Origin of the sequence: Flavisphingomonas formosensis (assembly GCF_009755815.1) — a bacterium.
Classification (GTDB): domain Bacteria; phylum Pseudomonadota; class Alphaproteobacteria; order Sphingomonadales; family Sphingomonadaceae; genus Flavisphingomonas; species Flavisphingomonas formosensis.
In genome coordinates this window covers 358,637-381,859 of sequence record NZ_WRPK01000006.1, presented here as the reverse complement: position 1 = coordinate 381,859, position 23,223 = coordinate 358,637, and the positions used below count along the sequence as shown (strand labels likewise).

Here is a 23,223-nt window from a genome sequence, read left to right as displayed (position 1 = left end):
TTGAACAGCCGCGACTGGTGTAGCGGATGTGCCTTCCTACTCTGCATGGACCCGGCCCGACCGAGCCTCGAGGAACTGCATGAGGGCAAGCACCTTTCCCGCTACGAACGTGCGAGCATTGTCCATAGGACCTCCACGCTCCAATGTCTCCGAGAAGAACATGATCGAGGAAACCGGAATGTCAAAGGCTTTCGAATACCGATCGATGGTTTCCAACGTGGGCGTCTTGGTGCCCTTTTCGATCTCTGAAATGTAGGACGTCGAGACGCCTAAGCGCTCAGCAGCCTGCTTCTGCTTCAGATCGTGATAGACCCGTATGAGCCGTAAGGCTTCGCCTAGCATGTGATTGCCTTTCGATAACGCAATGCAGGGTGGCGGTTACTCCCGGAAGACCTTGATGATAGCCAGCGCGAGCCCGAGGACCTTGGCAGTCCAACGCCCGATGGTAATCAACGCCCTCAAAGTCTGCGGACGGACAAGGGACTTCGCCCAACGCCGCCGCGTCCTCGCTTTCTTCCGCCTGCGCTCCCCGTTCAGATCCAACTGTGACATTGGCTTGTTCCTTCTTCGCCGCCCGCACAGCCAATCTGTGAGGGCGCCGTCGCGGCTCTGAAGGATGGGGGAGGAACGCTTTACCCTGATCACCAAGGCGGGCCCCGGCCGTCCGGGGCACGCCCGTGCCGCCGCCGTGCCGCCACGACCGCAGCCATTGGGTAGAAGGCCCAAAGCCTTCCTGGAGGGCGAACCCTCAGTGAGTGACGACTTATCCCCTTTGATGCCTGAACAACACGGACCTGCCTCAGACACACGGGCCCGTCAAGGAAAAACTTCGCTCTCAGCGGATTTTCTAGCGGCACATTACGGTGACATTGCAGTTTTTCAGCAAGGAATCCTTGCACTTAAGCCTCCGATGCACCGCAGGCCCACAGTGTGCCATCCAATAGTCCTTCACCGCATTGCTCGGCTGCCTCTTCGTCGACTATCTGCATGTGTCGGCGATGAATCGAGAGGGGGGATGGCGAGATGCTACCACTGATCCTGCTGGCGGCGGCGCTCCCGCCCAGGCCCGTTTTTCACGCGTTCGTCCCGGCCACCCCCGCACCGATTACGATCACGCCCGACATTGTCGACCTGGATGGTGCGGGACGCTTCGATTTCGAGCCGGATTCCCGCGCTTTCAATGTCGAGCCCCCTGCCGGGGGCGATGGGCTGTCGCTGACCGTGCGGCTGTGGTTCGATGCCAATGGAAAGCCCGTCAGCTGCGACGTCGGTCAATCGCCGCTGCCAGACGCGGCGAAAACGGGCTGCGCGCAACTGATGCGCTCGGCCAGATTCAGCCTGTTTCCAGGCATGGCCATGCCATTAAGGCGCGGATTCGTCGATGTGGAGTTTAGTTTCTTCAAAAATCCACCCGGTGCTCCAGCAGCGAAGCAGATGTACGCTTTTGCATATCCCGGTTATGTCAATACCACGATCGATTATCCGCCGATTGAGACACCTGTCGATCAGCTTCTTAAAAAAGAAGATGGTAGTTTCAACGTATCTATCGGAATTGATGATTATCCGGCAATAGCGATGCGCTATCATTTGGAGAGCCATAGTGCCGCGCTGCTGGGTATCAGCCGCGATGGTCAGGTAAAGACCTGTCGCCCTGTGAGCACTAAAGGGCTACAAACGGCCTTTTTAGACAATCAGACTTGCATTTATTTCCTGCGACGCGGTCATTTCGATTTTTCACCCGGCGCACCAATCTATGATGGACTGCGTTATTTGCGTAAGGCAACCTTCTGGGTGAACCCGCAGTAAGTACTCGCTCGGTTCGCTAAAATTATGCAAAAAGTATACGTGTTTTTAACCGGGATACGCAGTGCAGCATGGCGGGTCGCAGATAGATATGCCACCTACAGAATTCCTACTCTACTATGCAAATCCAAGGCAAATAGGACGATGGAATATGAAAAGATGGATTGCCGGCCTATTGCTGCTGTTCACAGCAGCAAATTCAAAAGCCGATGTTGTTACCTTCAGCCCATCAAGCCCAAATGCGATGCTCCTAATAGACGGAAAACCGACGCCCGCAATGACATTTTACGTTTTTGTAAAAGTTAATTTAGCAGAAGGTCGTTCGGAAGGAATAGTTACAAAGGTAGAACAAGGCGGAGGATTAATAAGGTATGGCGATAGGAAGTGGAGTAAGGGAAGCTTCTTCATGACAAAGGAGATTCCTGAGGGAGACTATCTTCTGCTCAGATCTCATTTAGGATCCGGCGGGCCATTCCAAGTTGATGTCTGCTATGCCAAGCGGGCAGCTGTTTTTCACTTGAAGGCTGGCATGATAAATTTCATACCTAGAAAGATACTAATTGATTTTGTTCCCCCTGGGGCCATCTACAAAAAGGCTTATATCAGCCAAATCCTTTCTGAAAATGCTGAAGCGGACGCTGCCACTGCATTACGGGATTATGGGACCGTCACGGGCGAAATCAGATCTATTTCTCCTATCGGATACTATGAACTAGTTCAGAGTGACAGCCTTTTCAAAGGATGTGGGGCCAACGGTGATATCAGGCCACTACCTCAGTGACAATCGACAGGCGATTCTCTGTCGCCTCTGATTGGTCATCACGAGCGTTAGGCGACAGCACGCTTCATCGGTCCACCCCCCTCCCGGCAATCCCCCCGCTCATGCCACCGTCGCAGCATGAGCCCCCCGACCCGCTACAGCCCCGCCCTGATCCCCGCCGCACGCACGCTCGCCGCACGCGGCGCGCTCGACAAGGATCTCGCCGCCGCCTTCGGCGTCCATTTCAAGACCATCCGCGAGTGGAAGCAGCGCCATCCCGACTTCGCCGCCGCCTGCAAGCTCGGCCGCGATGCCGCCGACGCAGCGGTCGAGCGCGCGCTGTTCCGGAGGGCCACCGGCTATGACCGCGAGACCGAGCGCGTCTTCCTGCGCGACGGCACGCTCGTCCGCGTCGCCGTCACTGAGCATGTCCCGCCCTGCGACAAGGCCGCCACCTTCTGGCTGCGCGTCCGCCGTCCGGACTGCTGGGACCCACCGCCGGTGATCCAGCGCGCCGATGACGACGCCCTCTCTTCCACCGAGGTGGCCCTGCTCCAGATCGAGGAGGATGCCTATGAGGCGATGTGCGCCGCCCAGGATGGCGGGCCGGAGATGGACGGCGACGAGGATGCGATGGCCCGGATCGATGCGCTCGATCCCGGTCCTGCCGCGCCGGTGGACGATGGCGATCCGCTGGTGGGTCTCGAAACGGTCTCACCATTCCCGTCATCCCAGCGCAAGCTGGGATCGCTCTCCACATGCGAGCGGGTGGCTGTAGAGAGTGATCCCAGCCTGCGCTGGGATGACGGGCAATGCGCCGGCCCCGATACCCTCCCTCATCGCATACACCCCCCGCTGCCCGCCCTCACCGTAGCCATCCCCACCAAGCCCCTAGACGCCGAGCCGCCGCCCGCTACGGCCTCGAAATATGATCCCGCCTTCATCCCCCTCGCCCGCCGGATGGCGGAGCAGGGCGCGCTCGACCGCGATCTCGCCCGCGCGTTCGGCGTCACCCTCACCACGCTGCGCCAATGGACGCTCCGCCACGCCGCCTTCGGACAGGCGGTCCGCCTCGGCAAGGCGGTCGCCGATGATGCCGTCGAGGCGGCGCTCCTCGCCCGCGCCACCCGCTATTGCTATATGCGCGAGACGGTCTTCCTCACCGATGAGGGCGAGGTGCTCCGCTCCGAAACCCTCGTCGAGCAGCCGCCCTCGCTCGTCGCCGCCCTATTCTGGCTCGGCCGCCGCCAGTCCGAACGCTGGTCGCCCTACCGGCCGCAGCCCGACCTCGAACCCGCCGAGGCCGCACGCCTCTTCGCCGAAGCCCGCGCGCGCGTTGCGGAGTATGATTTCCACCGGCGGCATTGGCGTGATCACGGTTGTGCGCCACCTGGGCGGCGCGAGCCTGCGCCGCCCGATGAGTGAGCCTTCCCCTCATCCTCCCCCAAAAAGCGGGAGGATGAGGAAAGGCAGCCTCTCATCCAGCTATTTGACGGACTTCCGATACGATCTCGGTTGCCAGGTCCGTTTACGGATGCGCGGGGAAGGCGACACACATACAGGGCGTCGCACTTGCACGCCGCATCAGTCGAGAGCCGGCTCGATCGCGCGCCGCGGATTCCAGCTCCCTTCCCAATAAGCGGCATCGGCATCGAAGATGCTGATCGCTTCCTCGATCACCCCGAATTCCTCGACATAGCCGCGCCAAAGCCCGAGCAGCTCCGAAAGGATATCCGGATTGGATTCGGAAAGATCATCGATCTCGCCGCGATCGCGCGATAGATCATAGAGCTGCCAGCGCGAAGCTCCCTCCGCATCGGGCACGTAGACGGCCTTCCAGTCGTCCTTGCGGATCGCGCGGCGGCCGAACAATTCCCATCCGGTGCTGGTGCCAGGAGGATGAACGATCTCCGACTGCCCCGTCAGCCAAGGCACGAGCGACCGGCCGCGCAGATCGAATATCTCCCTCCCCCGCCACCATGTTCCCGGGTGGCGGACGCCGGCGAGATCGAGCAAGGTCGGCGCGACGTCCATCGCGGTGGCGAAGACGGTGCCGATCGTGCCCCCGCGCCTGCCCGCCGGATAGTGGATGAAGGCGGGCACGCGGATGCCGCCCTCGGTGGTGTAGGTCTTCACCAGGCGCGAAGGCGCGGTCGCGGCCTGCGCCCAACGCGGACCATACCAGACATAGGATCCGGGACGGCCCATATTGTCGAGGCTGTTGTCGCAATGCTGCGCGATGATCTTTGCGAAGACCGGCCCCATGATCGGCATCGCCTCGACGATCGCGCCTTCCGCGCCATTGTCCGACAAGAACAGGATCAGCGTGTCTTCGAAGCGGCCGGATCGCTTGAGTGCCTCGACGACGCGACCGACATTCTGGTCGATCCGGTCGACCATCGCGGCATAGACTTCCATGCTGCGCGCCGAGGCCGCCCGTGCCTCGTCCGACAAGTCGGTCCATTCAGGTTCTTCGGTGACCACCGGATGCGGTACGGTGTCGGGCGAGACGAGCCCCAGCGCGCGCAGCCGCTCGAGCCGGCGGCTGCGGAGCACGTCCGGCCCCCCGTCATAGACTCCGCGATATTTTGCGATCTCCGCATCCGGCGCCTGGAGCGGCCAATGCGGTGCCGAGAAAGCGAGATAGGCGAAGAATGGCCGATCATCCTCGGGCTTCTCGTCCAGGAAATCGATCAGGCGGCTCGCAAAATAGTCCGACGAGTAGAAATCCTCGGGCAGCTCGGTGACATACCGATCGTCCTCGGCGTAGATCGGCTTGTGCGGAGTGATGCGGTCCAGCGGCCCGCCGCCGAAATGATCGGCTCCACCGGGCAGCAGCGCGAAGGAGCGTTCGAAGCCGCGCGCGACGGGCGCTCGCTCCAGCGTGTCACCGAGATGCCATTTGCCGGACAAGAGGGTCCGGTATCCGCCCTCGCGCAGCAATTCCGCAACCGTCACGACCCGGTCGTTGAGATAGCCCTCATAGCCCGGCGCACCGGCGAAATCGGGGCGCAGGCATTCCACCATCGTGCCGATCCCGGCGATGTGGTGATCGGTGCCCGTCATCAGCATCGCGCGGGTGGGTGAGCAGGCGGGCGCGGAATGGAAATCGGTCAGGCGCACCCCGCCGAGCGCGAGCGCGTCGAGATGCGGCGTCTCGATCTCCGATCCGAAGGCGCCGAGATCGGAAAAGCCCATGTCGTCGACCACGACGACGAGGAAATTGGGGCGTTTGGACGGCGTGCTGCTGTCGGTCATGGCTGCTCTCCTGAGGCAATGCCGTCATCCCGACGAAAGTCGGGATGACGAACGAGTTTACTCCGCCGCCGCCGCATGCGGCTCCGGCGCGGGCGACAGCAGGCGGCCTTCGGTGCCGTCGATGCCCTTCGACACCGTGCCCTGGATCGTCACGCGGCGCAGATGGCGGCGCTGCAGGCCGAAGTCGGCGATGGCGCGGTGCTGGGTCGCGCGGTTGTCCCAGATCGCCACGTCGCCCTTGCGCCAGTTCCAGCGCACCGTGTTCTCGGGCTTGGTGATGTGATCCTGCAGGATCGCGTAGATCCGCTGCGAATCCGCGCTGTTGAAGCCCACGAAGTTCTTCACGAAATGGCCGACGAGCAAGGTGCGCTCGCCCGATTCCGGATGGACGCGGACGACCGGATGCTCGGTCTCGTAGACGGTCGAGCCGAAGATGGCGCGGTGCTTCTCCACCCGCTCGCGCGATCCGCCGAACGTGCCGGCATAATCGTAGAGATTGGTGTGGATCGCCTTGAGATTGTCGACGAGCAGCTTGAGCGCATCCGGCAGCTCCTCATAGGCGGTGGCGGTGTTGGCCCACAGCGTGTCGCCGCCCGCCTCCGGCACCTCGATCGCGCGCAGGATCGAGGCTTCGGGATAGGCCGGGACGAAGGTGACGTCGGTGTGCCAGCTCGACGCGGCATAGCCCTCGCGCGAGTCGAGCTCGAGCAAATAGCGCGAGCCATCGGCCACCGGCACGGTCGGATGGGCGATCGGCGTGCCGAGGCGGGCGGCGAACCCCTCCTGCGCGGCATCGTCGAGCTGGAACTGGCCGCGGAAGAACAGCACCTTGTGGCGGACGAGGGCGGCGCGGATCGCGGCAATGGTGATGGCGTCGAGATCGCCGGAAAGGGCGATGCCGCGCACCTCGGCGCCGATACGGCCGGCGACCGGGGCGATGTCGAGCGGGCCTTCGGCCTCGCGTGCATTCACGAAACGCTGCTGGAGGGCGGTCATGGATAGTCTCCTTCTTCGATCGGTCAGAGAGCGGAAGAAATGCCGCGCGGGCGGTCGCCGACGATGGTCACGCGCTCCATGTGGCGGGGCTCGTTATAGTCGGGCACGGCGTAATGCTGGGTCGCGCGGTTGTCCCAGAAGGCGATCGAGCCGGGCCGCCAGCTCCAGCGGACCTGGAATTCGGGCCGCTTCACCTGGTTGAACAGGAGGGCGAGCAGCGCGTCGCTCTCGGCCTTGTCCCAATCCTTGATCCGGCGGGTGAACACCGAATTGACATAGAGCACCTTTTCTCCGGTCTCGGGATGGACGCGCACCACCGGATGCTCGACCTCGGGATATTGGGCCCGCAGCGCGTCCTTCTTCTCCTCGCTGTCGAGGAACTGGATGAAGACGCTGGGGTCGTGGATCGCGGTGAGGCCGTCGATGCGCTCCTTCACCTCGTCGGACAGCGTGTCATAGGCGGCCACCGCATTGGCGAAGACGGTATCGCCGCCGAGCGGGGGCGAGACACGCGCCAGCAGCACGGACGCTGCCGAGGGCTCGGGCCGGAAGGTGGTGTCCGCATGCCAGTTGGCGTCGGTCGAGGCGCGATACTTGCCGACGAACTCGGCGGAGATCAGCGGCAGGATCTGCGGATAATCGGGCAGCGAGAAGACCGGATGGACCTCCAGCTCGCCGAAATTCGCGCCGAAGGCGATATGCTGCTCGCGGCTCAGTTCCTGGCCGCGGAAGAAGAGCACGCGATAGTGGAGCAGCGCGGCATGCAGCGCGCCGCGGGTGGCCTCGTCGAGCGGCTGGCTGAGATCGATGTCGGCAATCTCGGCGCCGAGGCTCGGCTGCAGCGGCGTGATGCGGAACAGCTCCTGGGCGGCGGCAAGGTCGGCCTGATAGGCGGTCATGATGCAAATCTCCTGAAGGTCAGAGTGCAGGGGCGGTGTCGCGGGCGTCGAGCGCGCGGCGGATGTCGCTGTGGGCGGCCTCGTCGATCGGGAAATGCCACACCAGCCAGGCCGAGAGCAGGTGCGCGATGGCGGGGCCGAGCGCGAACAGCAGCAGCAGCGCGCGCAGCGCCTCATGGCTGTTGTGCTGGCTGGCCGGATCGAATCCGGCCCAGGCGACGAGCGGCAGCGCGAGGCCGACGGCGGCGGCCATCCCGCCCTTCATCGAGATGCTGAACACCGAGAAGAACAGGGCGGAGCGATCCTCGCCGGTTTCCAGCCGATGGCGATCGGCGGCGTCGGCGACCATCGCGCGGAGCATGAGGTTGCCCGATCCCTGGGCGAGCCCCTGCGCGACGGTGAGCGCCAGCAGCAGCGGCAGTTCCCCGGGCACGACCAGCAGCAGGCCGAGGTTGATCACCACCTGGACGAGCTCGCCGATCACCGCGGTGCGGTGCTTGCCGAGGCGGCGGGCGATCGCCATCCAGATCGGCCCGGCGGTGATGCCGAAGATGAACTGGAGCAGGAACAAGCCGCTCGCCCAATGGGGCAGGCCCATATAGATGGCGACGAAGAAGACGAAGAGCGTGCCGCGGATATTCTGCCCGATCGTCACCGCGAAATCGGAGAGCAGGACGCGCATCAACGGTCCGTCGCGCAGCACGATGCCGATGGTGGCGAGCAGCGGCTGGCGTTCGGCGCGGACGGCCGGCAGCGGCGGTTCGGGAAAGGCGCGCAGGGCGAGCAGCAGGGCGAGAATGAGCGCGAGCAGGATCGCCGCGCCCATCGCGCCGAGCTTCAGCGGCGCGTCGCCGGGGCGGATCTGGTCGACGATCGTCGGCAGCACCAGCACCGCGAGCAGCGCGGCGGACCCGACCACGGTCTGGTAGGTCACAATCCGGGTGCGCTCATGATAATCGCCCGAAATCTCGCCCGACCAGGCCAGATAGGGGATCTGGATCATCGACCAGCCGAGATAGAAGACGAACAAGGCGGAGCCGAGCCACCAGGGGCCGACATCGGCCGGCGGGAAGAACAGAGCGACGCCGGCCAGGCCGAACAGGATGCCGCCTGCCGCGATCCACGGCTTGCGCCGGCCGATCCGCCCGGCGGTGCGGTCGCTGAGCGTGCCGATCAACGGATCGGCGAGCGTCCCCCACAATTTCTCGATCAGGAAGATCGTGCCGAGCAGCGCGAGCGGCAGGCCATAATGCTGGGCATAGATGGCCGGCAGGTAGACGTTGAGCGGCATCTGCGCGGCGTAGATGGGCAATGCGAGGCTGGAGAAGGCGACGAGTCTGCCCGCCGAGAGGCGCCCGCGCGGTGTCGACCGGAGGGCAGTGTCGGCAGGCAGTACGGACAGGATCGTGGCCATGGATTCACCTCACAGGCTGGTGCGGAGCGTGATGCCGAAGGTGCGTGGATCACCGGTCAGCCCCGTGATCAGCCCGGTGTTGCTCGGGCTCAGCGTGATGAAATAGTCCTTGTCGAACAGGTTGCGCGCCCAGACCGAGAAATCCCAATGACCGTCCTCGGTGCGCACGCCGATCCGGGCATTGGCCAGACCATAGGGCTTGATGATCGAGTAAACGGAGTTGCTGACGCTCGTGTAGAATTTCGAGCGGTGCGAATAGTCGGCATGGGCGTAGAGTATGGCGGTGCCGACCGGCTGCTCGACGTCTGCGCCAAGCGTATAGGTCCATTTCGGCACGCCGGCGAGCGGCTGTCCGCTGAGATCGGTGGTGAGGCCGGCGGCCGGATTCTGCTCCACGGGCGCAGGGCTGTTCTTGTAGTTGCGGTAGGTGGCGTCTGTGTAGGCAAAGGAGGCGTTCAGGTTGATGCCCTTGACCGGCTGGACCTGCAGGTCGCCCTCGACGCCGCGGGTGCGGACCTTCGGGATGTTCGCGATATATTGCTGCGTGAAGGGCGGGTTGACAGTGTCGAGGATGAGCGTCTGATAATCGCGCACATTGGTCTGGAAGGCTGCGAGGTTCAGCGTCACCTTGCGTTCGAGGAATTGGGACTTGAGGCCGATCTCGTAATTGTCGACCTTCTCGGGCTTCACCTTGGCGTTCGCGATGTCGAGCAGTGCCGTGAGGTTGAGCCCGCCGGATTTGGCGCCGCGCGAATAGGTCGCGTAGGCGAGCAGATCCGGCGCGATCGTGTAGGAGAGCGTCGCCTGGCCGGACAGGCTGTCGTCCTTCACCCGCGTCGTATAGGCGACCTCGCGGTTGAAATTGTTGCGGATGCCTTGGGCCGCCAATGCGAGCGCGGCCGGCAATGTCGAAAGATCGACGCCATCGACGGTGAATTGCGAATAATAGCCCTTCTTCTCCTCATGCGTGAATCTGAGGCCGCCGCTCAGCGTGAGCGCGTCGCTGATGTGCCAGGCCGCCTGGCCGAACGCTGCGTAGCTGTGGGTCTGCGGGATCGAGATCGCATCGGATTCAAAGCCGTTCAGCGCAGCGTTGCCCAGTACCGCCGGGACGCTGGGCGGCAGGTAGAAATTGGCGGCTGCCGATCCGTAGCGGGTGACGCCGTCGCCGCGGATCTTCTGGTAGAAATAATAGAGGCCGAGCACATAATCGAGCTTGCGCGAGCCGTTGGAGGCCAGCCGGATTTCCTGACTGAACTGCCGCTGCCGGTTGGCCATCTGCGCCTGCGTGAGGATCGGCAGGCCGATCGAATCGGCGTCGTTCGCCGGGTTCCAGTTCCAGCGGCGATAGGCAGTGATCGAGGTCAGCGTGGCGCTGCCGAAATCCCAGTCGACCTGGCCGGAAACGCCCCAGCTCGTCATGTTCGCTTGATAGGGCGAGTCCGCATCGGTCACGCGGTCGAAGGCGTTTAACGACACGATCGAATAACCTGCGCGCGCGATGCGATCGAAGAAATTGTTGGTGCCGCCGCCCGCCAGCGCCTGGACGGGCGTTCCGTCGCTATAGGTGGTGAACTTGCCGGCCAGCAGCTGGACGCAGCAATTCTGTCGCTGGCGGGACCAATCGCCGATCAGCCGGATCGAGAGCGCCTCGGTCGGCTTGGCGAGCAGCTGACCACGGATCGTGAAATTGTCGTAATTCTGCGTGTCCACACCGGTACGCACATTGTCCACGAAGCCGTCGCGATGCGTATCGGCGATGCTGATCCGGGCCGCGAGCTTGTCGGCGATGATCGGACCGGAGAGCGACCCGCGCACCTGGTGATAGCCATGGTTGCCCAGCGACGCCTCGCCCTTGAATTCGGTGTCGAAGCTCGGCGCGCGGGTCGCGATGTTGATCGCGCCTGCCGTGGTGTTGCGGCCGAACAGCGTGCCCTGGGGCCCGCGCAGCACCTCGATATGATCGAGATCGACGAGATCGAACTGGGATTGGCCGACGCGGCCGTAATAGACCTGGTCGATATAGACGCCGACGCCATTGTCGAGACCGTCGTTGGTGATCGCGATGTTGCTGCCGAGACCGCGGATGTTGATGTTCGTGTTGCGCGGATTGTAGCTGAAGATCTGCAGCGTGGGCACCAGCTGCTGCACCTGGCCCAGCGTGAAGTTTCCGGTCTTCTCCAGCGCCTCCTGCCCGACGACGCTGAGGGCGATCGGCACGTCCTGCGCCCGTTCCTCGCGCTTGCGGGCGGTGACGAGGATTTCCCCGCCGCTCTCCGCCTCGGCGGCGGCATAATCGGCCGATGCCGCCGTCGCCGCGCCTTCGGCATGTGCCGTCCCGGCGAGCATGACCGTCAGCGCGGCCAGCGAGATCGTTCCTTTCGCAATTCCGAACCCGTGCATTCTATCCCCCAATCGGGCGCGCGCCGCAGCGCAGGCGCCAGCCATCGACCGCGCCGGCGAGGGCGCGCGTCCGTCGTCCTTGAAATACTGCTGGGTCCGCCGTCAGGCGGTGACCGTCTTGCAGAAGCGTCGCATCGTCCTCGTTCCTCCTTCTCGGGAACACGATGCCCGGAGGCCTCCGGACGGTCGTGCGCTTTAGCCGTTGGTGACGCGGAGCAAGCTGCTTCCCATCAAAAGCCGCGGGTCGATTTCGTTTCGTGACAGGGGTATCGACCGCCACCTGTCTATGTAAGTCTATTGACTTAGTAGAGATCGAGTCGTCAATCCAAGTTCCACTTGGGCCGTCGCAACAAAGGCTTTCGACCGGTGTCGCAGCGGTAGTGCGCCGCGATCAGGTCGCCGTCTGTCGGCTCGTTGATTTTGGCGCGGTTTATGTCCGCGCGCGAAGCACCATCGGAGCCGTCCATGACGAAAACCGCGTCCCCGATCGGGCTGCACTCATCTCAGCGTGGAAGATCGAGGCACTCGGGTGCGCCTGCTCTCGTTGCTTCACACCATCCGTTGAGGATCGGAAGGAGAGACAGCCGACGGTCTCGACAGCGAAAGACCTGCAGATAGCTCCGCGCGGCGGCAAGTCCGCGAAAGGCCGCGCGCACACGGGCAACCACCATATCGCCGCGCCGCAATCCGGGCGCGCGCACGACCGTATACAGAGCCCGCGCGGCACGCTGGCGCTCGCATTCCAGACCAGGCATCGACTGTTTCAGCCGGGTGTTCCGGCTGCTCGATCCCGAGCAGCGCGGCACCGATGCCTTGCCGCCGTCCGCAGGCATATCTGGACACGGCAAGCTTTCGCAATGTCGCCACCAAGATCGGCCCCCGAAGAAACTCCCGCAGGCGCCTTCGACCACCTGGTCAATCTCATATGCTACGCTGCCTGAATTGCGGAAAGTCGCGCTCAGATTGACGGGTCGAGCGTGCCGAACCAGGCGACCAGCGCCACGATAGCTGTCGCAGCGCCCGTCTCGATCAGGAGAGACAAACGCAGGCGCCCTACAGCGCTCCCTGCCGTCGTGCCATCGAGCGCGGGTGTCAGCGTCCAGCGGTTGATCGCAGCCAGGCCAAGCATCAGGCCGAACAGGGCGAGCTTGATTCCGAGCAGCATCCCGTAGCGGCTGGCGGCCAGTGCCGGCAATTGCTCCCAGCCGACGATCATGATCATGTTGATCGATCCGCTGGCGGCCAATGTCAGGACCACCATCGTTCCCATCGCGGAGAAGCGCGTCAGCATCCTTGCGACACGCCGCACGTCCGCCGTGCCGGCTCGCAGCGTCAGCAAGCTATGAAGAAGCACCGCGAGAGCGCCGATCCAGGCCGCAGCCGCCCAGACATGCGCGACGTCGGCGATGCGGTGCAGCGAGCCGGTCATATTCTCGGTCGCTCCGGCATGCCCCGTCCAGGCCAGCGTCGCCGCGGCGATCAGCGCGGGAATGAGGGTCATTCGAGGCCGGTGTGTCGCCGCACACATGCAGGCGACCAGCAAGGCAACGCCGCGCACCGCCAGCACAAGGCCGATCGGGGTCAGCGTCAGCAGGATCCACGCAGTCGTCCAGTCGGGAGGCGCCATCGCGGAGCCTGTCATCGACGCCGCACTGGCAAGCAACCACAGCGCCGACATCAGGATGCCGCCAAGCGCCAGCGCGATCATGACCCACCGTTGGCCGGCCAAGCCCATGACCCACCAGAAAAGTGGCAGGCCCATGAGCAAGGCAAGATCCAGCATCAGCGCGAAGCGCGCCGCGATGAGCACCCCCTCGGTCACGATCCGTTACTTGACCTTGAAGCCGTAACCGCCTTCCATCCTGTGCTGATCGGCGCCGACGATATGCCATTTGAGTTCGTAGCTGCCGGTGGGCAGTGCGCGGGGAAGCGTGACGACCATGGTCTTGCCTTCGACGCTGGTCTTGAAGCCCGCGATCGGCATCGGCGGATGATCGGCCATGCCGGGCATCCCGGTCATGACAATCTCGACACCGCTCATCGGCGCGAGGAAGGTTTCTGAGAAGGTGAGCGTAAGCTTCGTGGGCTTGGTGACGGTGGCGTCGGCGGCCGGGCTGGACGAGAGCAGCTTGCTGTGCGCGGCGGCGACACCGGGCAGGGCGATGGCGGCGGCGATCAGGGGGATGAACAAACGCTTCATGGGACAATCTCCGGCAAGGGTGGCTAAGCGGCTTTACGCACGACCTTGCCCGACCCCTCGTCTGCTGCGCATAATTTCCGGAGACGCCGATGCGAGGGGATAGACGCACCAGTGCGTATTCCGAGCGTGGACGTGGAGATGATGACGATGAGCGAGCTCGACCAGATGCTGGACGCGATGCGTGCCATGCCGACCGACGCCCGGCTGACGGGAATCGACGGTGCGGTGATCGCGGGCGTCGCGCAGCGGCGTGAGCGGTCGATGGCGCGGCGCAGCCTGGCGCTGGCTGGGCTGCTGGCGATCGGCATCGGCTGGGCGGGTAGCGTCCTTCCCTCCGCGCCGGCACAGGCATCACCGATGCCGATCGGCATGTCCGACTATGCGCCTTCACGCTTGCTCGGCCAGTGAGCGGGGCGCGCTATCTGCTGGTGGCGCTGGTGGCGTTTGCCGCCGCGCTGGCCGCCGTACTGGTGGCACGTACCTGGCTCGCCCCGCCCCCGCGCGTCGAGAGCCAGGTTCATGCGCTGCTCCATGAACGGATGACGCTCGATCCCGCGCAGGAAGAGCGCATCCACGCGCTGGAGGCCGCCTTCGCCAAGCGCAGGGCGGCGCTGGAGGCGGAGATGCGCGCCGACAACCAGAGTTTGGCGGACGCCATCGCCGCCGAGCATGGCTATGGCCCCAGGGTCGGAGCGGCGGTAGACCGGTCTCATCATGTGATGGGCGAACTCCAAAAAGAGACGTTGCGGCACATCTTCGCCATGCGCGGGGTGCTGCGGCCCGATCAGGCGGCGCAGTTCGACGCCGCCATCGTCAAGGCGCTGACCCAGCCTTCACAGACCCCGCGATAAAGTGAGCGCCGCCGATCCCGAGGATCGCGCGCTCGTCGCCCGCGCCCTGTCGGGCGACCAGTCGGCCTATGCCGGGCTGATGCAGCGTCACCGCGATGCTGTCTGGCGGCTGGCGCGCGGCCACATCGGCGACGCGGACGAGGCGCTGGATATCACGCAGGAAACCTTCGTCGCCGCCTTCGCCGCGCTGGCGCGCTATGACGGCGCGCGTCCGTTTCGCGTCTGGATCGCGCGGATCGCGCTCAACAAGTGCCGCGACTGGGCACGGCGGCGCGCTGTGCGGCGCTTCTTCACCGGCGCGCGGCAGATCGACGAGGCGCTCGATATAAGCGATGACGGCGCGACACCGGAAGAGGCACTGGAGTCGACGCGCGCCCTCGCCCGGATCAATGCCGCTGTCGCCGCCCTGCCCGCACCCCTGAAAGACCCGCTGCTGCTCTGCGCGATCGAGGGGATGAGCCAGATCGAAGCAGGCCAGGTGCTGGGCATCACCGCCAAGGCGGTCGAGACGCGACTCTATCGCGCGCGCGCGAAGCTGAGCGAAATGTTGAGGGATTGATCGGCCCGGCGCGTAAAAGGCGGCATGGCTTCCCTGTCTCTCGATCGCCGCGCCTTGATGAAGGGCGCCGCCGCGCTCACGCTGGCGCACGCCTTTCCCGCCTGGGCGCGCAGCGGATCGGCGGGCCTGCACCCCACGCCGGACGTGCTGTCGGGCGAGACGATCGCCCTGACCGTAGGCGAAAGCCATTTCGCCACTGGCGGCCGGTCGGCCCATGCCATCACCATCAACGGCACGCTGCCAGCCCCGCTCATTCGCTTGAAGGAAGGACAGAGCGTCCGCCTCGCCGTGACCAACCGGCTGAAGGAGGATACGTCGATCCACTGGCATGGGCTGATCGTCCCGTTCCAGATGGACGGTGTGCCTGGCATCAGTTTCCCGGGCATCCGGCCCGACGAAACCTTTACCTATGAATTTCCGATCCGTCAGTCGGGCACCTACTGGTATCACAGCCATTCGGGGATGCAGGAGGCGATGGGCCATTATGGCCCGATCGTCATCGACCCGATCGGTGCCGATCCGGTGCAGGCGGATCGCGAGCATGTGATCGTCCTGTCCGACTGGTCGCCGGTCCATCCGCATATGATCTTGAAGCGCCTCAAGCAGATGGGCGGCTATTACAACATGCAGAAGCAGACGCTGACCGGGCTGCTGAAGGGTAAGGACCAGGGCCTCAAGGACCGGATGGACTGGGGCAAGATGCGGATGGACCCCACCGACATTTCCGATGTCACCGGTTCCACCTACAGCTTCCTGGTAAACGGCCACGGCACGCCGGAAAACTGGACCGGCCTGTTCGCGCCGGGCGAGCGGGTGCGACTGCGGATCGTCAACGCATCAGCCATGACCAATTTCAACGTGCGGTTGCCCGGCCTTCCCATGACCGTCGTCCAATGCGACGGCCAGCATGTCCAGCCGGTCGAAACCGACGAGTTCCAGATCGGCATCGCCGAAACCTACGACATCCTCGTCCAGCCCACCGAAGCGAAGCCCTATGGCCTCATCGCCGAGGCGATCGACCGTTCCGGCCTCGTCCGCGCGACGCTGGCGCCGCAGATCGGCATGGTCGCGCCGGTCCCGCCGCTGCGCCAGCGCCCGCTGCTGACCATGAAGGATATGGGCATGGACATGAGCGGCATGGACATGGGGCAGAATGGCGTCATCGACCTCAGCCAACCCGCCAATGAAAGCATGGGCGGCCATAGCATGAAGATGCTCGATCCCTCGGTGGCGCCCGATGTGGCGATGGGGCCGGGCGTCGCCACCCTCTCCGCCATGCCCGCCGACCGCATCGCCGACCGACCCACGGGCCTCGAGGATGTCGACCATCGCGTTCTCACCTATGCCGACCTCAAGGCGCTGGAGCCCAACAGCGATACACGCCCGCCGACCCGCGCGCTCGACATCCACCTGACCGCGAATATGGAGCGCTATATGTGGTCGTTCGACGGAGTGAAGCTGTCGGACGGAGCCGAACCCATCGCCTTCCGCCATATGGAGCGGGTGCGCGTGACGCTCATCAACGACACGATGATGCCCCACCCCATCCATATCCACGGCCATTTCTTCCAGCTCCGGACCGGCGAGGATGCGGCGACCAACCCACGCAAGCATACGGTCAACGTGCTGCCGGGGGGCAAGGTCAGCTTCGATCTGACCGCCGACGCGATCGGCGACTGGGCCTTCCACTGCCATATGCTGATGCACATGCACGCGGGGATGATGCGGGTCGTGACGGTCCGGCACGAAGGCGGCGCGGCATGAGGCGCGCGCTTGGCATAGCCCTGCTTGGCGTCGCGCTGCCCGCGCAGGCGCAGACGATGGACCACAGCCAGATGGACCATGGCGCGCATCAGATGCCCCAGGGCGAAGCGCCGCCGGCCGCCGACCCTCACGCGGGCCACACGGTGGAAAGCACGGACGCCACCGTTCCCAAAGGCACGCCGCCGCCCGCTCCCACCGATCATGCCGGCGACGCGCTCTACGATCCCGCCGTCATGGCTCGCGCCCGCGCCGCGATGACGAAGGAAAGCGGCGGCATGACCTTTTCCCAGCTGATGATCGACCGGCTGGAGTATCGCGCGCAGAAGGGGCGCGACGGCTATTATTGGAAAGGCGAAGGCTGGATCGGCGGCGATATCAACCGGCTCGCGATCAAGTCGGAAGGCGAAGGTGCGGCGGGCGGCGGGCTCGAAAGAGCCGAGGTGCAGGCGCTTTACAGTCGCGCTATCGACCCTTGGTGGAACATCGTCGGCGGCGTGCGGCAGGATTTCCGCCCACAGCCGCAGCGCACCTACGCCACCATCGGGATCGAGGGGCTCGCTCCCTACTGGTTCGAGGTGGAAGGCCAGCTGTTCCTGTCGAACAAGGGCGACGCGCATCTGCGGCTGGAGGGCAGCTATGACCAGCGCATCACCCAGCGATTGATCCTGCAACCCGCGTTGGAGGTGAATGTCGCGGCGCAGGACGTACCCGAACTCGGAATCGGATCGGGTCTGTCGGACATCGAGCTGGGCCTGCGGCTGCGCTACGAGATCGCGCGCGAATTCGCGCCCTATGTCGGTATCAATTGGGAACGCAAGTTCGGCGACACGGCCCGATATAGGCGCGCGGAGGGGGAGAGCGCGTCCGCGACAAGCCTGGTCATGGGTATCCGTTTCTGGTTCTGACCCGGGCGGCAGAAGATGCCGCCGTCTCGCTCCATTTCGTCATATCAGCGGCGGCCAGGACAAGGCTTTGCACGATCGCGCCGCCCGCGCGGCCCTAGGTTCGGTACGAACGGAAAGGGGTCGATGCTGCGCGTCTCTGGTCTATGCCTGTCGCTCCTTGCCTGCGCGGCGCTGCCCACCGGACCCGCCCGAGCGCAGGATAGGGAAGGCGGCGCAACGCTGAGCGGCGGCTTCGACCTGATCGAGATGCGCGCCGACAAAGGCGACGACATTTTTCTCTGGGACGCGACCTTCTCCTACGGAGACGCGACCGACCAGCTGATGCTCGTCACCACCGGCGGCGGCCCGTTGGCAACACAGATCGACCAGTCCGAAATCCGGGTCTTCTACGGCCACACGGTCGGGAATGTGACATGGCTGGCGGGCATCCGCCACGATATCACGCCGGCCCCGCGCGACACCCATGCGATCATCGGCGCGCAGGGATCGGTAGGCACCCGTCTGAGCTGGGAGACCTATATCTTCCTGTCCGATCGCGGCCGGCTGAGCGGCGAGGGGCAGATCATCTACGCCATGCCGATCACCGGGAAACTATACCTCGAACCGCGCGTCGCCGCCGGATGGGCAGCGCGCGACCAGATCGACCAGGGTGCGCGCGCCGGGATTGGTGAGGCGGAGGGGTCGATCCGGTTGCGCTACCGGCTGACGCCGAAGATCAACACCTATGTCGGCGTCGCGCACGAGCGGCTGCTGGGCGGCACACGTCGGCTGGCGAAGGATCAGGGGGAAGCGGTGCAGGCGACGTCGGCGGTGATCGGCTTCGGCTTCAGCCTCTGACCCGCCTGCCTCAGTAGCCCCTGCCCCGCGCCACGAGCCCATCCATCGGCTCGCCCGCCTGATGCCGGCGGATATTGGCAATGAGCGCGCGCGCCGCGCTGTCCGCACGCGTCATGCTGGCGACATGGGGGGTTAGCAGGATGCGCGGATGGCTCCAGAACGGGTGACCCGGCGGCAGCGGCTCGGGATCGGTGACGTCGAGCATCGCGGCGGAAAGATGCCCTTCGTCCAGCAGGTCCAGCAGATCCTGGGCGACCAGATGCCCGCCTCGCGCCGCGTTGATGAGCATCGCGCCCTGGGGAAGGCGAACGAGAAGATCGCGGCACAATATACCACGCGTGTCTGGCGTGAGCGGCAGCAGGCACAGGAGGATGTCGCACTCGGCGAGAAAAGCGTCCAGCTCCGCCGCGCCGCTGTGACAGGTCACGCCCTCCACCGCATGCGGCGAGCGGCTCCAGCCGGACAGCGCGAAGCCGAAAAGGCGAAGCGCGCCGAGCACAGCCTTGCCCAACTGGCCGAGGCCCATCACCCCCACCCGCCGCTGCTCCGCGGGAACGAGCTTGATCGGCGCCCAGCGTTGATCCGCCTGTGCCGCGCGATAGGGGATGAGGTCGCGATGCAGCGCCAGCACCGCCATCGTCGCATATTCCACCATACCCGCGACGATGCCCGGCTCGATCATCCGCACGACATCGACATGCGGCGGCAAGCCGGCCATGTCGAACTGGTCCACCCCCGCGCCGATCGAGAACAGAATCTTCAGATTGGGCAGGCTCGCGATCAGCTCGGCGGGCGGGCTCCAGGCGGCAAGGTAGCGGATGGCAGCGGGATCATAGGGTTCGGGTGGTTCGATAAAGCCGATGTCGGCCGCCTCCTGCGCGAAAATGGCGCGCCACACGCGGCCGCGCACGGCATCGGATGTGTAGAGCAGGGTCATGCGAGAGCCTTTCTTCGCGCACGGTGGCGTTGGGCGGCGATATGCCACCACATGATCGGACCGGTGATCGCCAGCGCGGCCAGCGAGAGTGCGACGAGCAGCCAGACGGGCGGGCCCACGGGCGCGAGGAAATCGCCCGTATGAATTGGCAGCAGCGGCATCCAGAGCGCGGGGCTGCGCTCCGCCGGCGTCACGCTGATGAGATGCGGGTCGGCAAGCGCCACCACCACGACATGAACCGCCCGCGCGTTGCGCTCAGGGGCGTGGAGGTTGACGGTCAAACGGTCGCCGCCGATCCTGATGTCACGCAGCGCGGCGCCGGGAAAGGCGCTGTGCGCGAGCGCCAGAGCGCGATCGGTCTGAACGGCGGTCGGGACAGCCGGCGGAGCCCCGCCACCACTTTCGAGAAGATCGGGAAAGACGAGGAGGAAGCCGGTCGCGGAAAGGAGGATGAGGAAGGCGGCCGCGATCACGCCGACCGTGCGGTGCGCCTGCCGCAGCACCAGCCGGGGAGACAGGCTCCAGCGTATCGCCAGCGCCCTGGCCGGATTGCGCTTCGGCCACCAATAAGCGAGGCCGCTGACCGCCATCAGCAACAGCGCAAGGCCGTTCATCGCTATCACCGCCATACCGGCGCGGCCGGACAGCAGCCGATAATGAAGTTGCAGCGCAGCCTCCATAGGGAAACGCGACAGGCCGCCGATGCGCAGCACCGCCCCGCCCGCCGGATCGACCGTGGCATAGGCGCTTCCGCCGTCGCGCCGCACCATCTGTGCGAACCAGATCGCCCTGCTCGCATCGGGCGCGAAGAGTCTCGTGACTCGCGCGCCGGGGACAGCGGCACTGGCTGCCGCCATCGCCCGACCGGCGCTGACGATCGCTCCCTGGCTGCGGCTGGTCTGTCCCGCTGGGTCGAGCCACCGCTCCACCGGTCCGCGATAGAGCAGCAGCGCCCCGGTCATCGCCTGCACCAGAAGAAAAAGCGCCATCGTCAGGCCAGCATAACGATGAAGGCGGAGCCATTGCGGCCGGGACATGGATCGGGCCTCGGTGAGAAGAAAAGGCCATGCCGCCGGCGCGCGAACGCCGGCAGCCCGGTCTCACTGTATCAGAAGTTGAAGCTTGCCCGCACGGTGAACTGCCTGGGTGTGCCTGGCGCGATCCACAACGCCGCATAGGAGCTGGCATAATATTTCTTGTTGAACAGGTTGTTCACATCGGCCGACAGCTTGAGCTGGTCGGTGATGTTGACCGATCCCAGCACCTTCGCGATGGTGTAGCTCGGCAGGAAGAAGGTCGTCGCCGTCTCGCCCAGGCGGCGGTCGACATAGGAAACGCCCGCCCCCAGCATCGCGTCATGGTCGCCGATCGAGAAGTTCTTGAATAGCAGCACATTGCCCTGGTGCTTGGGAATGTTGATCAGCGGATCGCCCTTGCGGATCGGTGCGGCGAAATTGGGGTCAAGCGCATTGGTCGCCCATTCCGCGTCGGTATAGGCGTAGGTCAGGAACAGCTCGAAGCCGGCGGGCAGCTTGGCGTTGAGGTCGAACTCGACGCCCTTGCTGCGGGCGGAGCCGACCGGCTTGGAGAAACCGGCATTGACCGGGTCCGTCGTCAGCACATTGTCCTTCTTCATCGTGTAGAGCGACAGGGTGCTGGTGAGGCGCCCGTTGAGCGTCATCAGCTTGGCGCCGATTTCGTAGGATTTGCTGGTTTCCGGCGCGAAGGGCTGGCCGTCGAAGCCCACACCACTGTTGGGGCGGAAGCCCTTGCCGTAGCTGGCGTAGAAGGACAGGCTACTCGTCGGCTCGAACACCAGACCGGCCATCGGGCTGAACTTGGTGTAGGATTTGCGCGGGTTGGTGTTGTTGACGCGCAGGTCGATATCCTGGCTGAAATCGTCATAACGCCCGCCGAAGCGTATCTTGAACTGCTTGCTAATCTCGATCTGGTCCTGCGCGTAGATGCCCCAGGCCTTCTGGATCTCGGTGGCATTCTGGATCACCACGCCGGGCGTCGGCGCGGGGATGTTGTAGTTGGGATTGAAGATGTCGATCGAATAGGACTGATCGGCGGCGCTCGGACGGTAACGGGTCTGGTAGGTGTCGATCTTGAAACGATCCCAGTCGGCGCCGATGCGGATATTGTGAATGATCGATCCCGTGCTGATCTTCCCGCTGATTTCCCCGCGGAACACCATATTGGTGGTGCTGTAATCGCGATAACGGCGCTGGCGGCTCAAGGTTCGCCCGTCATTGTCCAGGCGCTGCCGGCTGAGCACCAGTTCCGGATCGCTGGAAAAGCCCTTGAACGTGGTGTCCTTATAGCCCGCGCCCAGCATCAGCGTCCAATCGTCGCTGAAATCATGCTGATATTGTACTTGGTGACCCAGCACCTCGACCCTTGTCGGGCCGTCATTGGGATTGCCCAGAAACCGGCTGTTGGGGATCGCGCCCAGATTGTAGCTGATCGAGCCGTTGGGGTTGACGGTCGGGATTGCCACCACGCCGCGCTCGAACGGCACTTGCTGGTTCACATATTCCAGTTCGTAGGTGAAGATGTCGGCATCCGACAACTTGGCAAGGAAAGACGGGGTGACCGTATATTTCTGCGTCTCCACCGTGTCGCGAAAGCTGTGCGCCCGCTCGGACGATCCGTTGATCCGCACCGCGACACTGTCCGACAGCGGCAGATTATAATCGCCCTCGACCCGATACGTCTCCCAACTGCCCGCCGACACGGCGAAGCTGCCGCCTTCCTTGAAGGTCGGCTTCTTGGTCACGATGTTGACCGTGCCGCCCGGCTCGCCACGACCGAACAAGGCCGAATTGGGGCCTTTGAGGATTTCGATCCGCTCGATATTGGATGCGTCGCGCGGGCCGCCGTAGCCGCGCCCGCCATTGAAGCCGTTGACGAGAAAGCCGCTCGGGAAATTCTCGTCGCCGGCGAAGCCTCGGATTGCGAAACTGTCCCACAAACCGCCGAAATTATTCTGCCGCGACACGCCGCTCGCCAGCTCGAGCGCGGAGTCGAGGCGCGTGATGTTCAGATCGTCGAGAAGCTTGCCTTCCAGGAACTGCACCGCCTGGGGAATTTCCTTCACCGGCGTGTCGCCAAAATATTGCCGCTTGAGACCCGTGACGACGATGTCGCTTTCGGCGGCGGGCTCGACTGGCGCCTGCGCCGACGCGGCCGGCGCGAGGGCGGCGGACAGAGCAGTGATGGTGGAGCCGGCGAGGAAGCCGAGCCTGCTGACCGATGACATGCGCATGATATGATACCCCTTATATGATCGCTGTTACCTGATGTCCTGCGAAACGGGGCTGGCTTCCTTATATTCGCGCGGGCCGCTGCGGCCCGGTCGCGGAAGCCTTGCCAGGGTGGTTCACCACCTCTTGTTACAGATGAGGCTATGCGGCGATCCAGAAATATTACTTCAAAATCGTATCACGTGCCGGCGCAATATTGTGAATAGGGGAGCCTGTACGGCACGAATATGCGGGGCTTTGGATGGCCCACCAAACGGGCGCTGAATTCCGAAACATCGCTCTTTTCGACGTCACTGAACCGCGACAGCCGATAGGTCTTGGGATCGAAGCTAGGCGTGTGGCCTGACGCGATGTCGGCGTCAAGATGC

General features: G+C 64.4%; 20 protein-coding genes. 9 read left to right on the top strand and 11 right to left on the bottom strand.

Annotated elements, in window-relative coordinates; translation table 11 throughout:
- Positions 1–36 precede the first annotated feature (36 nt).
- The gene (locus tag GQY20_RS18460; RefSeq protein ID WP_157218586.1) at positions 37–342 is read right to left on the bottom strand and encodes a helix-turn-helix transcriptional regulator; all 306 of its coding nucleotides are present in this window, start codon (positions 340–342) and stop codon (positions 37–39) included.
- A 681-nt stretch (positions 343–1,023) separates the two neighbouring features.
- Between GQY20_RS18460 and GQY20_RS18455 the strand changes: the two genes are divergently transcribed.
- The 3 genes from GQY20_RS18455 (at position 1,024) to GQY20_RS18445 (ending at position 3,988) form a co-directional block, all read left to right on the top strand.
- A complete protein-coding gene (locus GQY20_RS18455) occupies positions 1,024–1,806 on the top strand; it encodes a hypothetical protein (protein WP_157218585.1) in 783 nt (260 codons plus the stop codon).
- 148 nt (positions 1,807–1,954) lie between these two features.
- The gene (locus tag GQY20_RS18450; protein WP_157218584.1) at positions 1,955–2,584 is read left to right on the top strand and encodes a hypothetical protein; all 630 of its coding nucleotides are present in this window, start codon (positions 1,955–1,957) and stop codon (positions 2,582–2,584) included.
- Positions 2,585–2,701: 117 nt separating this feature from the next.
- Positions 2,702–3,988 (top strand): hypothetical protein, encoded by a 1,287-nt coding sequence (locus tag GQY20_RS18445; protein WP_157218583.1) that lies wholly within the window; start codon positions 2,702–2,704, stop codon positions 3,986–3,988.
- Positions 3,989–4,147: 159 nt separating this feature from the next.
- Here the strand turns inward: GQY20_RS18445 and GQY20_RS18440 are convergent, their stop codons facing one another.
- From GQY20_RS18440 to copC, 7 genes are all read right to left on the bottom strand, one after another.
- Positions 4,148–5,821, bottom strand: a complete 1,674-nt coding sequence (locus tag GQY20_RS18440) for an arylsulfatase (protein ID WP_157218582.1) — start codon at positions 5,819–5,821, stop codon at positions 4,148–4,150.
- A 57-nt stretch (positions 5,822–5,878) separates the two neighbouring features.
- A complete protein-coding gene (locus tag GQY20_RS18435) occupies positions 5,879–6,817 on the bottom strand; it encodes a TauD/TfdA dioxygenase family protein (RefSeq protein ID WP_157218581.1) in 939 nt (312 codons plus the stop codon).
- 23 nt (positions 6,818–6,840) lie between these two features.
- A complete protein-coding gene (locus GQY20_RS18430; RefSeq protein WP_157218580.1) occupies positions 6,841–7,716 on the bottom strand; it encodes a TauD/TfdA dioxygenase family protein in 876 nt (291 codons plus the stop codon).
- Between the two features lie 19 nt (positions 7,717–7,735).
- Positions 7,736–9,130, bottom strand: a complete 1,395-nt coding sequence (locus GQY20_RS18425; protein WP_157218579.1) for an MFS transporter — start codon at positions 9,128–9,130, stop codon at positions 7,736–7,738.
- 9 nt (positions 9,131–9,139) lie between these two features.
- Positions 9,140–11,533 (bottom strand): TonB-dependent receptor, encoded by a 2,394-nt coding sequence (locus tag GQY20_RS18420; protein WP_157218578.1) that lies wholly within the window; start codon positions 11,531–11,533, stop codon positions 9,140–9,142.
- A gap of 958 nt (positions 11,534–12,491) precedes the next feature.
- Positions 12,492–13,355, bottom strand: a complete 864-nt coding sequence (gene copD, locus GQY20_RS18415; protein WP_232476141.1) for a copper homeostasis membrane protein CopD — start codon at positions 13,353–13,355, stop codon at positions 12,492–12,494.
- Positions 13,356–13,361: 6 nt separating this feature from the next.
- Entirely contained in the window at positions 13,362–13,733 is a 372-nt protein-coding gene (copC, locus tag GQY20_RS18410; protein WP_157218577.1) for a copper homeostasis periplasmic binding protein CopC, read from the bottom strand.
- A gap of 111 nt (positions 13,734–13,844) precedes the next feature.
- Here copC and GQY20_RS18405 point away from each other — a divergent pair, with 111 nt between their 5' ends.
- The 6 genes from GQY20_RS18405 to GQY20_RS18380 all read left to right on the top strand — a co-directional run bounded on the left by GQY20_RS18405 (position 13,845) and on the right by GQY20_RS18380 (position 18,649).
- A complete protein-coding gene (locus GQY20_RS18405) occupies positions 13,845–14,141 on the top strand; it encodes a hypothetical protein (protein ID WP_232476140.1) in 297 nt (98 codons plus the stop codon).
- Positions 14,138–14,584, top strand: a complete 447-nt coding sequence (locus GQY20_RS18400) for a periplasmic heavy metal sensor (protein WP_157218576.1) — start codon at positions 14,138–14,140, stop codon at positions 14,582–14,584. The genes GQY20_RS18405 and GQY20_RS18400 overlap by 4 nt, the downstream gene beginning before the upstream one ends.
- 1 nt (position 14,585) lies before the next feature.
- Positions 14,586–15,143: an RNA polymerase sigma factor gene (locus GQY20_RS18395; protein ID WP_157218575.1), complete on the top strand. Its 558-nt coding sequence runs from the start codon at positions 14,586–14,588 to the stop codon at positions 15,141–15,143.
- 24 nt (positions 15,144–15,167) lie between these two features.
- A complete protein-coding gene (locus tag GQY20_RS18390; RefSeq protein WP_157218574.1) occupies positions 15,168–16,907 on the top strand; it encodes a copper resistance system multicopper oxidase in 1,740 nt (579 codons plus the stop codon).
- Positions 16,904–17,812, top strand: coding sequence for a copper resistance protein B (locus GQY20_RS18385; RefSeq protein ID WP_157218573.1), 909 nt, complete (start codon positions 16,904–16,906; stop codon positions 17,810–17,812). Before GQY20_RS18390 ends, GQY20_RS18385 begins: the two co-directional genes overlap by 4 nt.
- A gap of 123 nt (positions 17,813–17,935) precedes the next feature.
- Positions 17,936–18,649, top strand: a complete 714-nt coding sequence (locus tag GQY20_RS18380) for a copper resistance protein B (RefSeq protein ID WP_157218572.1) — start codon at positions 17,936–17,938, stop codon at positions 18,647–18,649.
- 10 nt (positions 18,650–18,659) lie between these two features.
- On the opposite strand, the gene GQY20_RS18375 is transcribed toward GQY20_RS18380, so the two are convergent.
- The 3 genes from GQY20_RS18375 to GQY20_RS18365 form a co-directional block, all read right to left on the bottom strand.
- A complete protein-coding gene (locus tag GQY20_RS18375; protein ID WP_157218571.1) occupies positions 18,660–19,586 on the bottom strand; it encodes a 2-hydroxyacid dehydrogenase in 927 nt (308 codons plus the stop codon).
- Positions 19,583–20,623: a PepSY-associated TM helix domain-containing protein gene (locus GQY20_RS18370; RefSeq protein ID WP_157218570.1), complete on the bottom strand. Its 1,041-nt coding sequence runs from the start codon at positions 20,621–20,623 to the stop codon at positions 19,583–19,585. Before GQY20_RS18370 ends, GQY20_RS18375 begins: the two co-directional genes overlap by 4 nt.
- A gap of 71 nt (positions 20,624–20,694) precedes the next feature.
- The gene (locus tag GQY20_RS18365; RefSeq protein ID WP_157218569.1) at positions 20,695–22,857 is read right to left on the bottom strand and encodes a TonB-dependent siderophore receptor; all 2,163 of its coding nucleotides are present in this window, start codon (positions 22,855–22,857) and stop codon (positions 20,695–20,697) included.
- Positions 22,858–23,223 lie beyond the last annotated feature (366 nt).

Coding starts and splice junctions, on each gene's coding strand:
- GQY20_RS18460 (WP_157218586.1), bottom strand. CDS start 342: ATGCTAGGCGAAGCCTTACGGCTCATACGGGTCTATCACGATCTGAAG.
- GQY20_RS18455 (WP_157218585.1), top strand. CDS start 1,024: ATGCTACCACTGATCCTGCTGGCGGCGGCGCTCCCGCCCAGGCCCGTT.
- GQY20_RS18450 (WP_157218584.1), top strand. CDS start 1,955: ATGAAAAGATGGATTGCCGGCCTATTGCTGCTGTTCACAGCAGCAAAT.
- GQY20_RS18445 (WP_157218583.1), top strand. CDS start 2,702: ATGAGCCCCCCGACCCGCTACAGCCCCGCCCTGATCCCCGCCGCACGC.
- GQY20_RS18440 (WP_157218582.1), bottom strand. CDS start 5,821: ATGACCGACAGCAGCACGCCGTCCAAACGCCCCAATTTCCTCGTCGTC.
- GQY20_RS18435 (WP_157218581.1), bottom strand. CDS start 6,817: ATGACCGCCCTCCAGCAGCGTTTCGTGAATGCACGCGAGGCCGAAGGC.
- GQY20_RS18430 (WP_157218580.1), bottom strand. CDS start 7,716: ATGACCGCCTATCAGGCCGACCTTGCCGCCGCCCAGGAGCTGTTCCGC.
- GQY20_RS18425 (WP_157218579.1), bottom strand. CDS start 9,130: ATGGCCACGATCCTGTCCGTACTGCCTGCCGACACTGCCCTCCGGTCG.
- GQY20_RS18420 (WP_157218578.1), bottom strand. CDS start 11,533: ATGCACGGGTTCGGAATTGCGAAAGGAACGATCTCGCTGGCCGCGCTG.
- copC (WP_157218577.1), bottom strand. CDS start 13,733: ATGAAGCGTTTGTTCATCCCCCTGATCGCCGCCGCCATCGCCCTGCCC.
- GQY20_RS18390 (WP_157218574.1), top strand. CDS start 15,168: ATGGCTTCCCTGTCTCTCGATCGCCGCGCCTTGATGAAGGGCGCCGCC.
- GQY20_RS18385 (WP_157218573.1), top strand. CDS start 16,904: ATGAGGCGCGCGCTTGGCATAGCCCTGCTTGGCGTCGCGCTGCCCGCG.
- GQY20_RS18380 (WP_157218572.1), top strand. CDS start 17,936: ATGCTGCGCGTCTCTGGTCTATGCCTGTCGCTCCTTGCCTGCGCGGCG.
- GQY20_RS18375 (WP_157218571.1), bottom strand. CDS start 19,586: ATGACCCTGCTCTACACATCCGATGCCGTGCGCGGCCGCGTGTGGCGC.
- GQY20_RS18370 (WP_157218570.1), bottom strand. CDS start 20,623: ATGTCCCGGCCGCAATGGCTCCGCCTTCATCGTTATGCTGGCCTGACG.
- GQY20_RS18365 (WP_157218569.1), bottom strand. CDS start 22,857: ATGCGCATGTCATCGGTCAGCAGGCTCGGCTTCCTCGCCGGCTCCACC.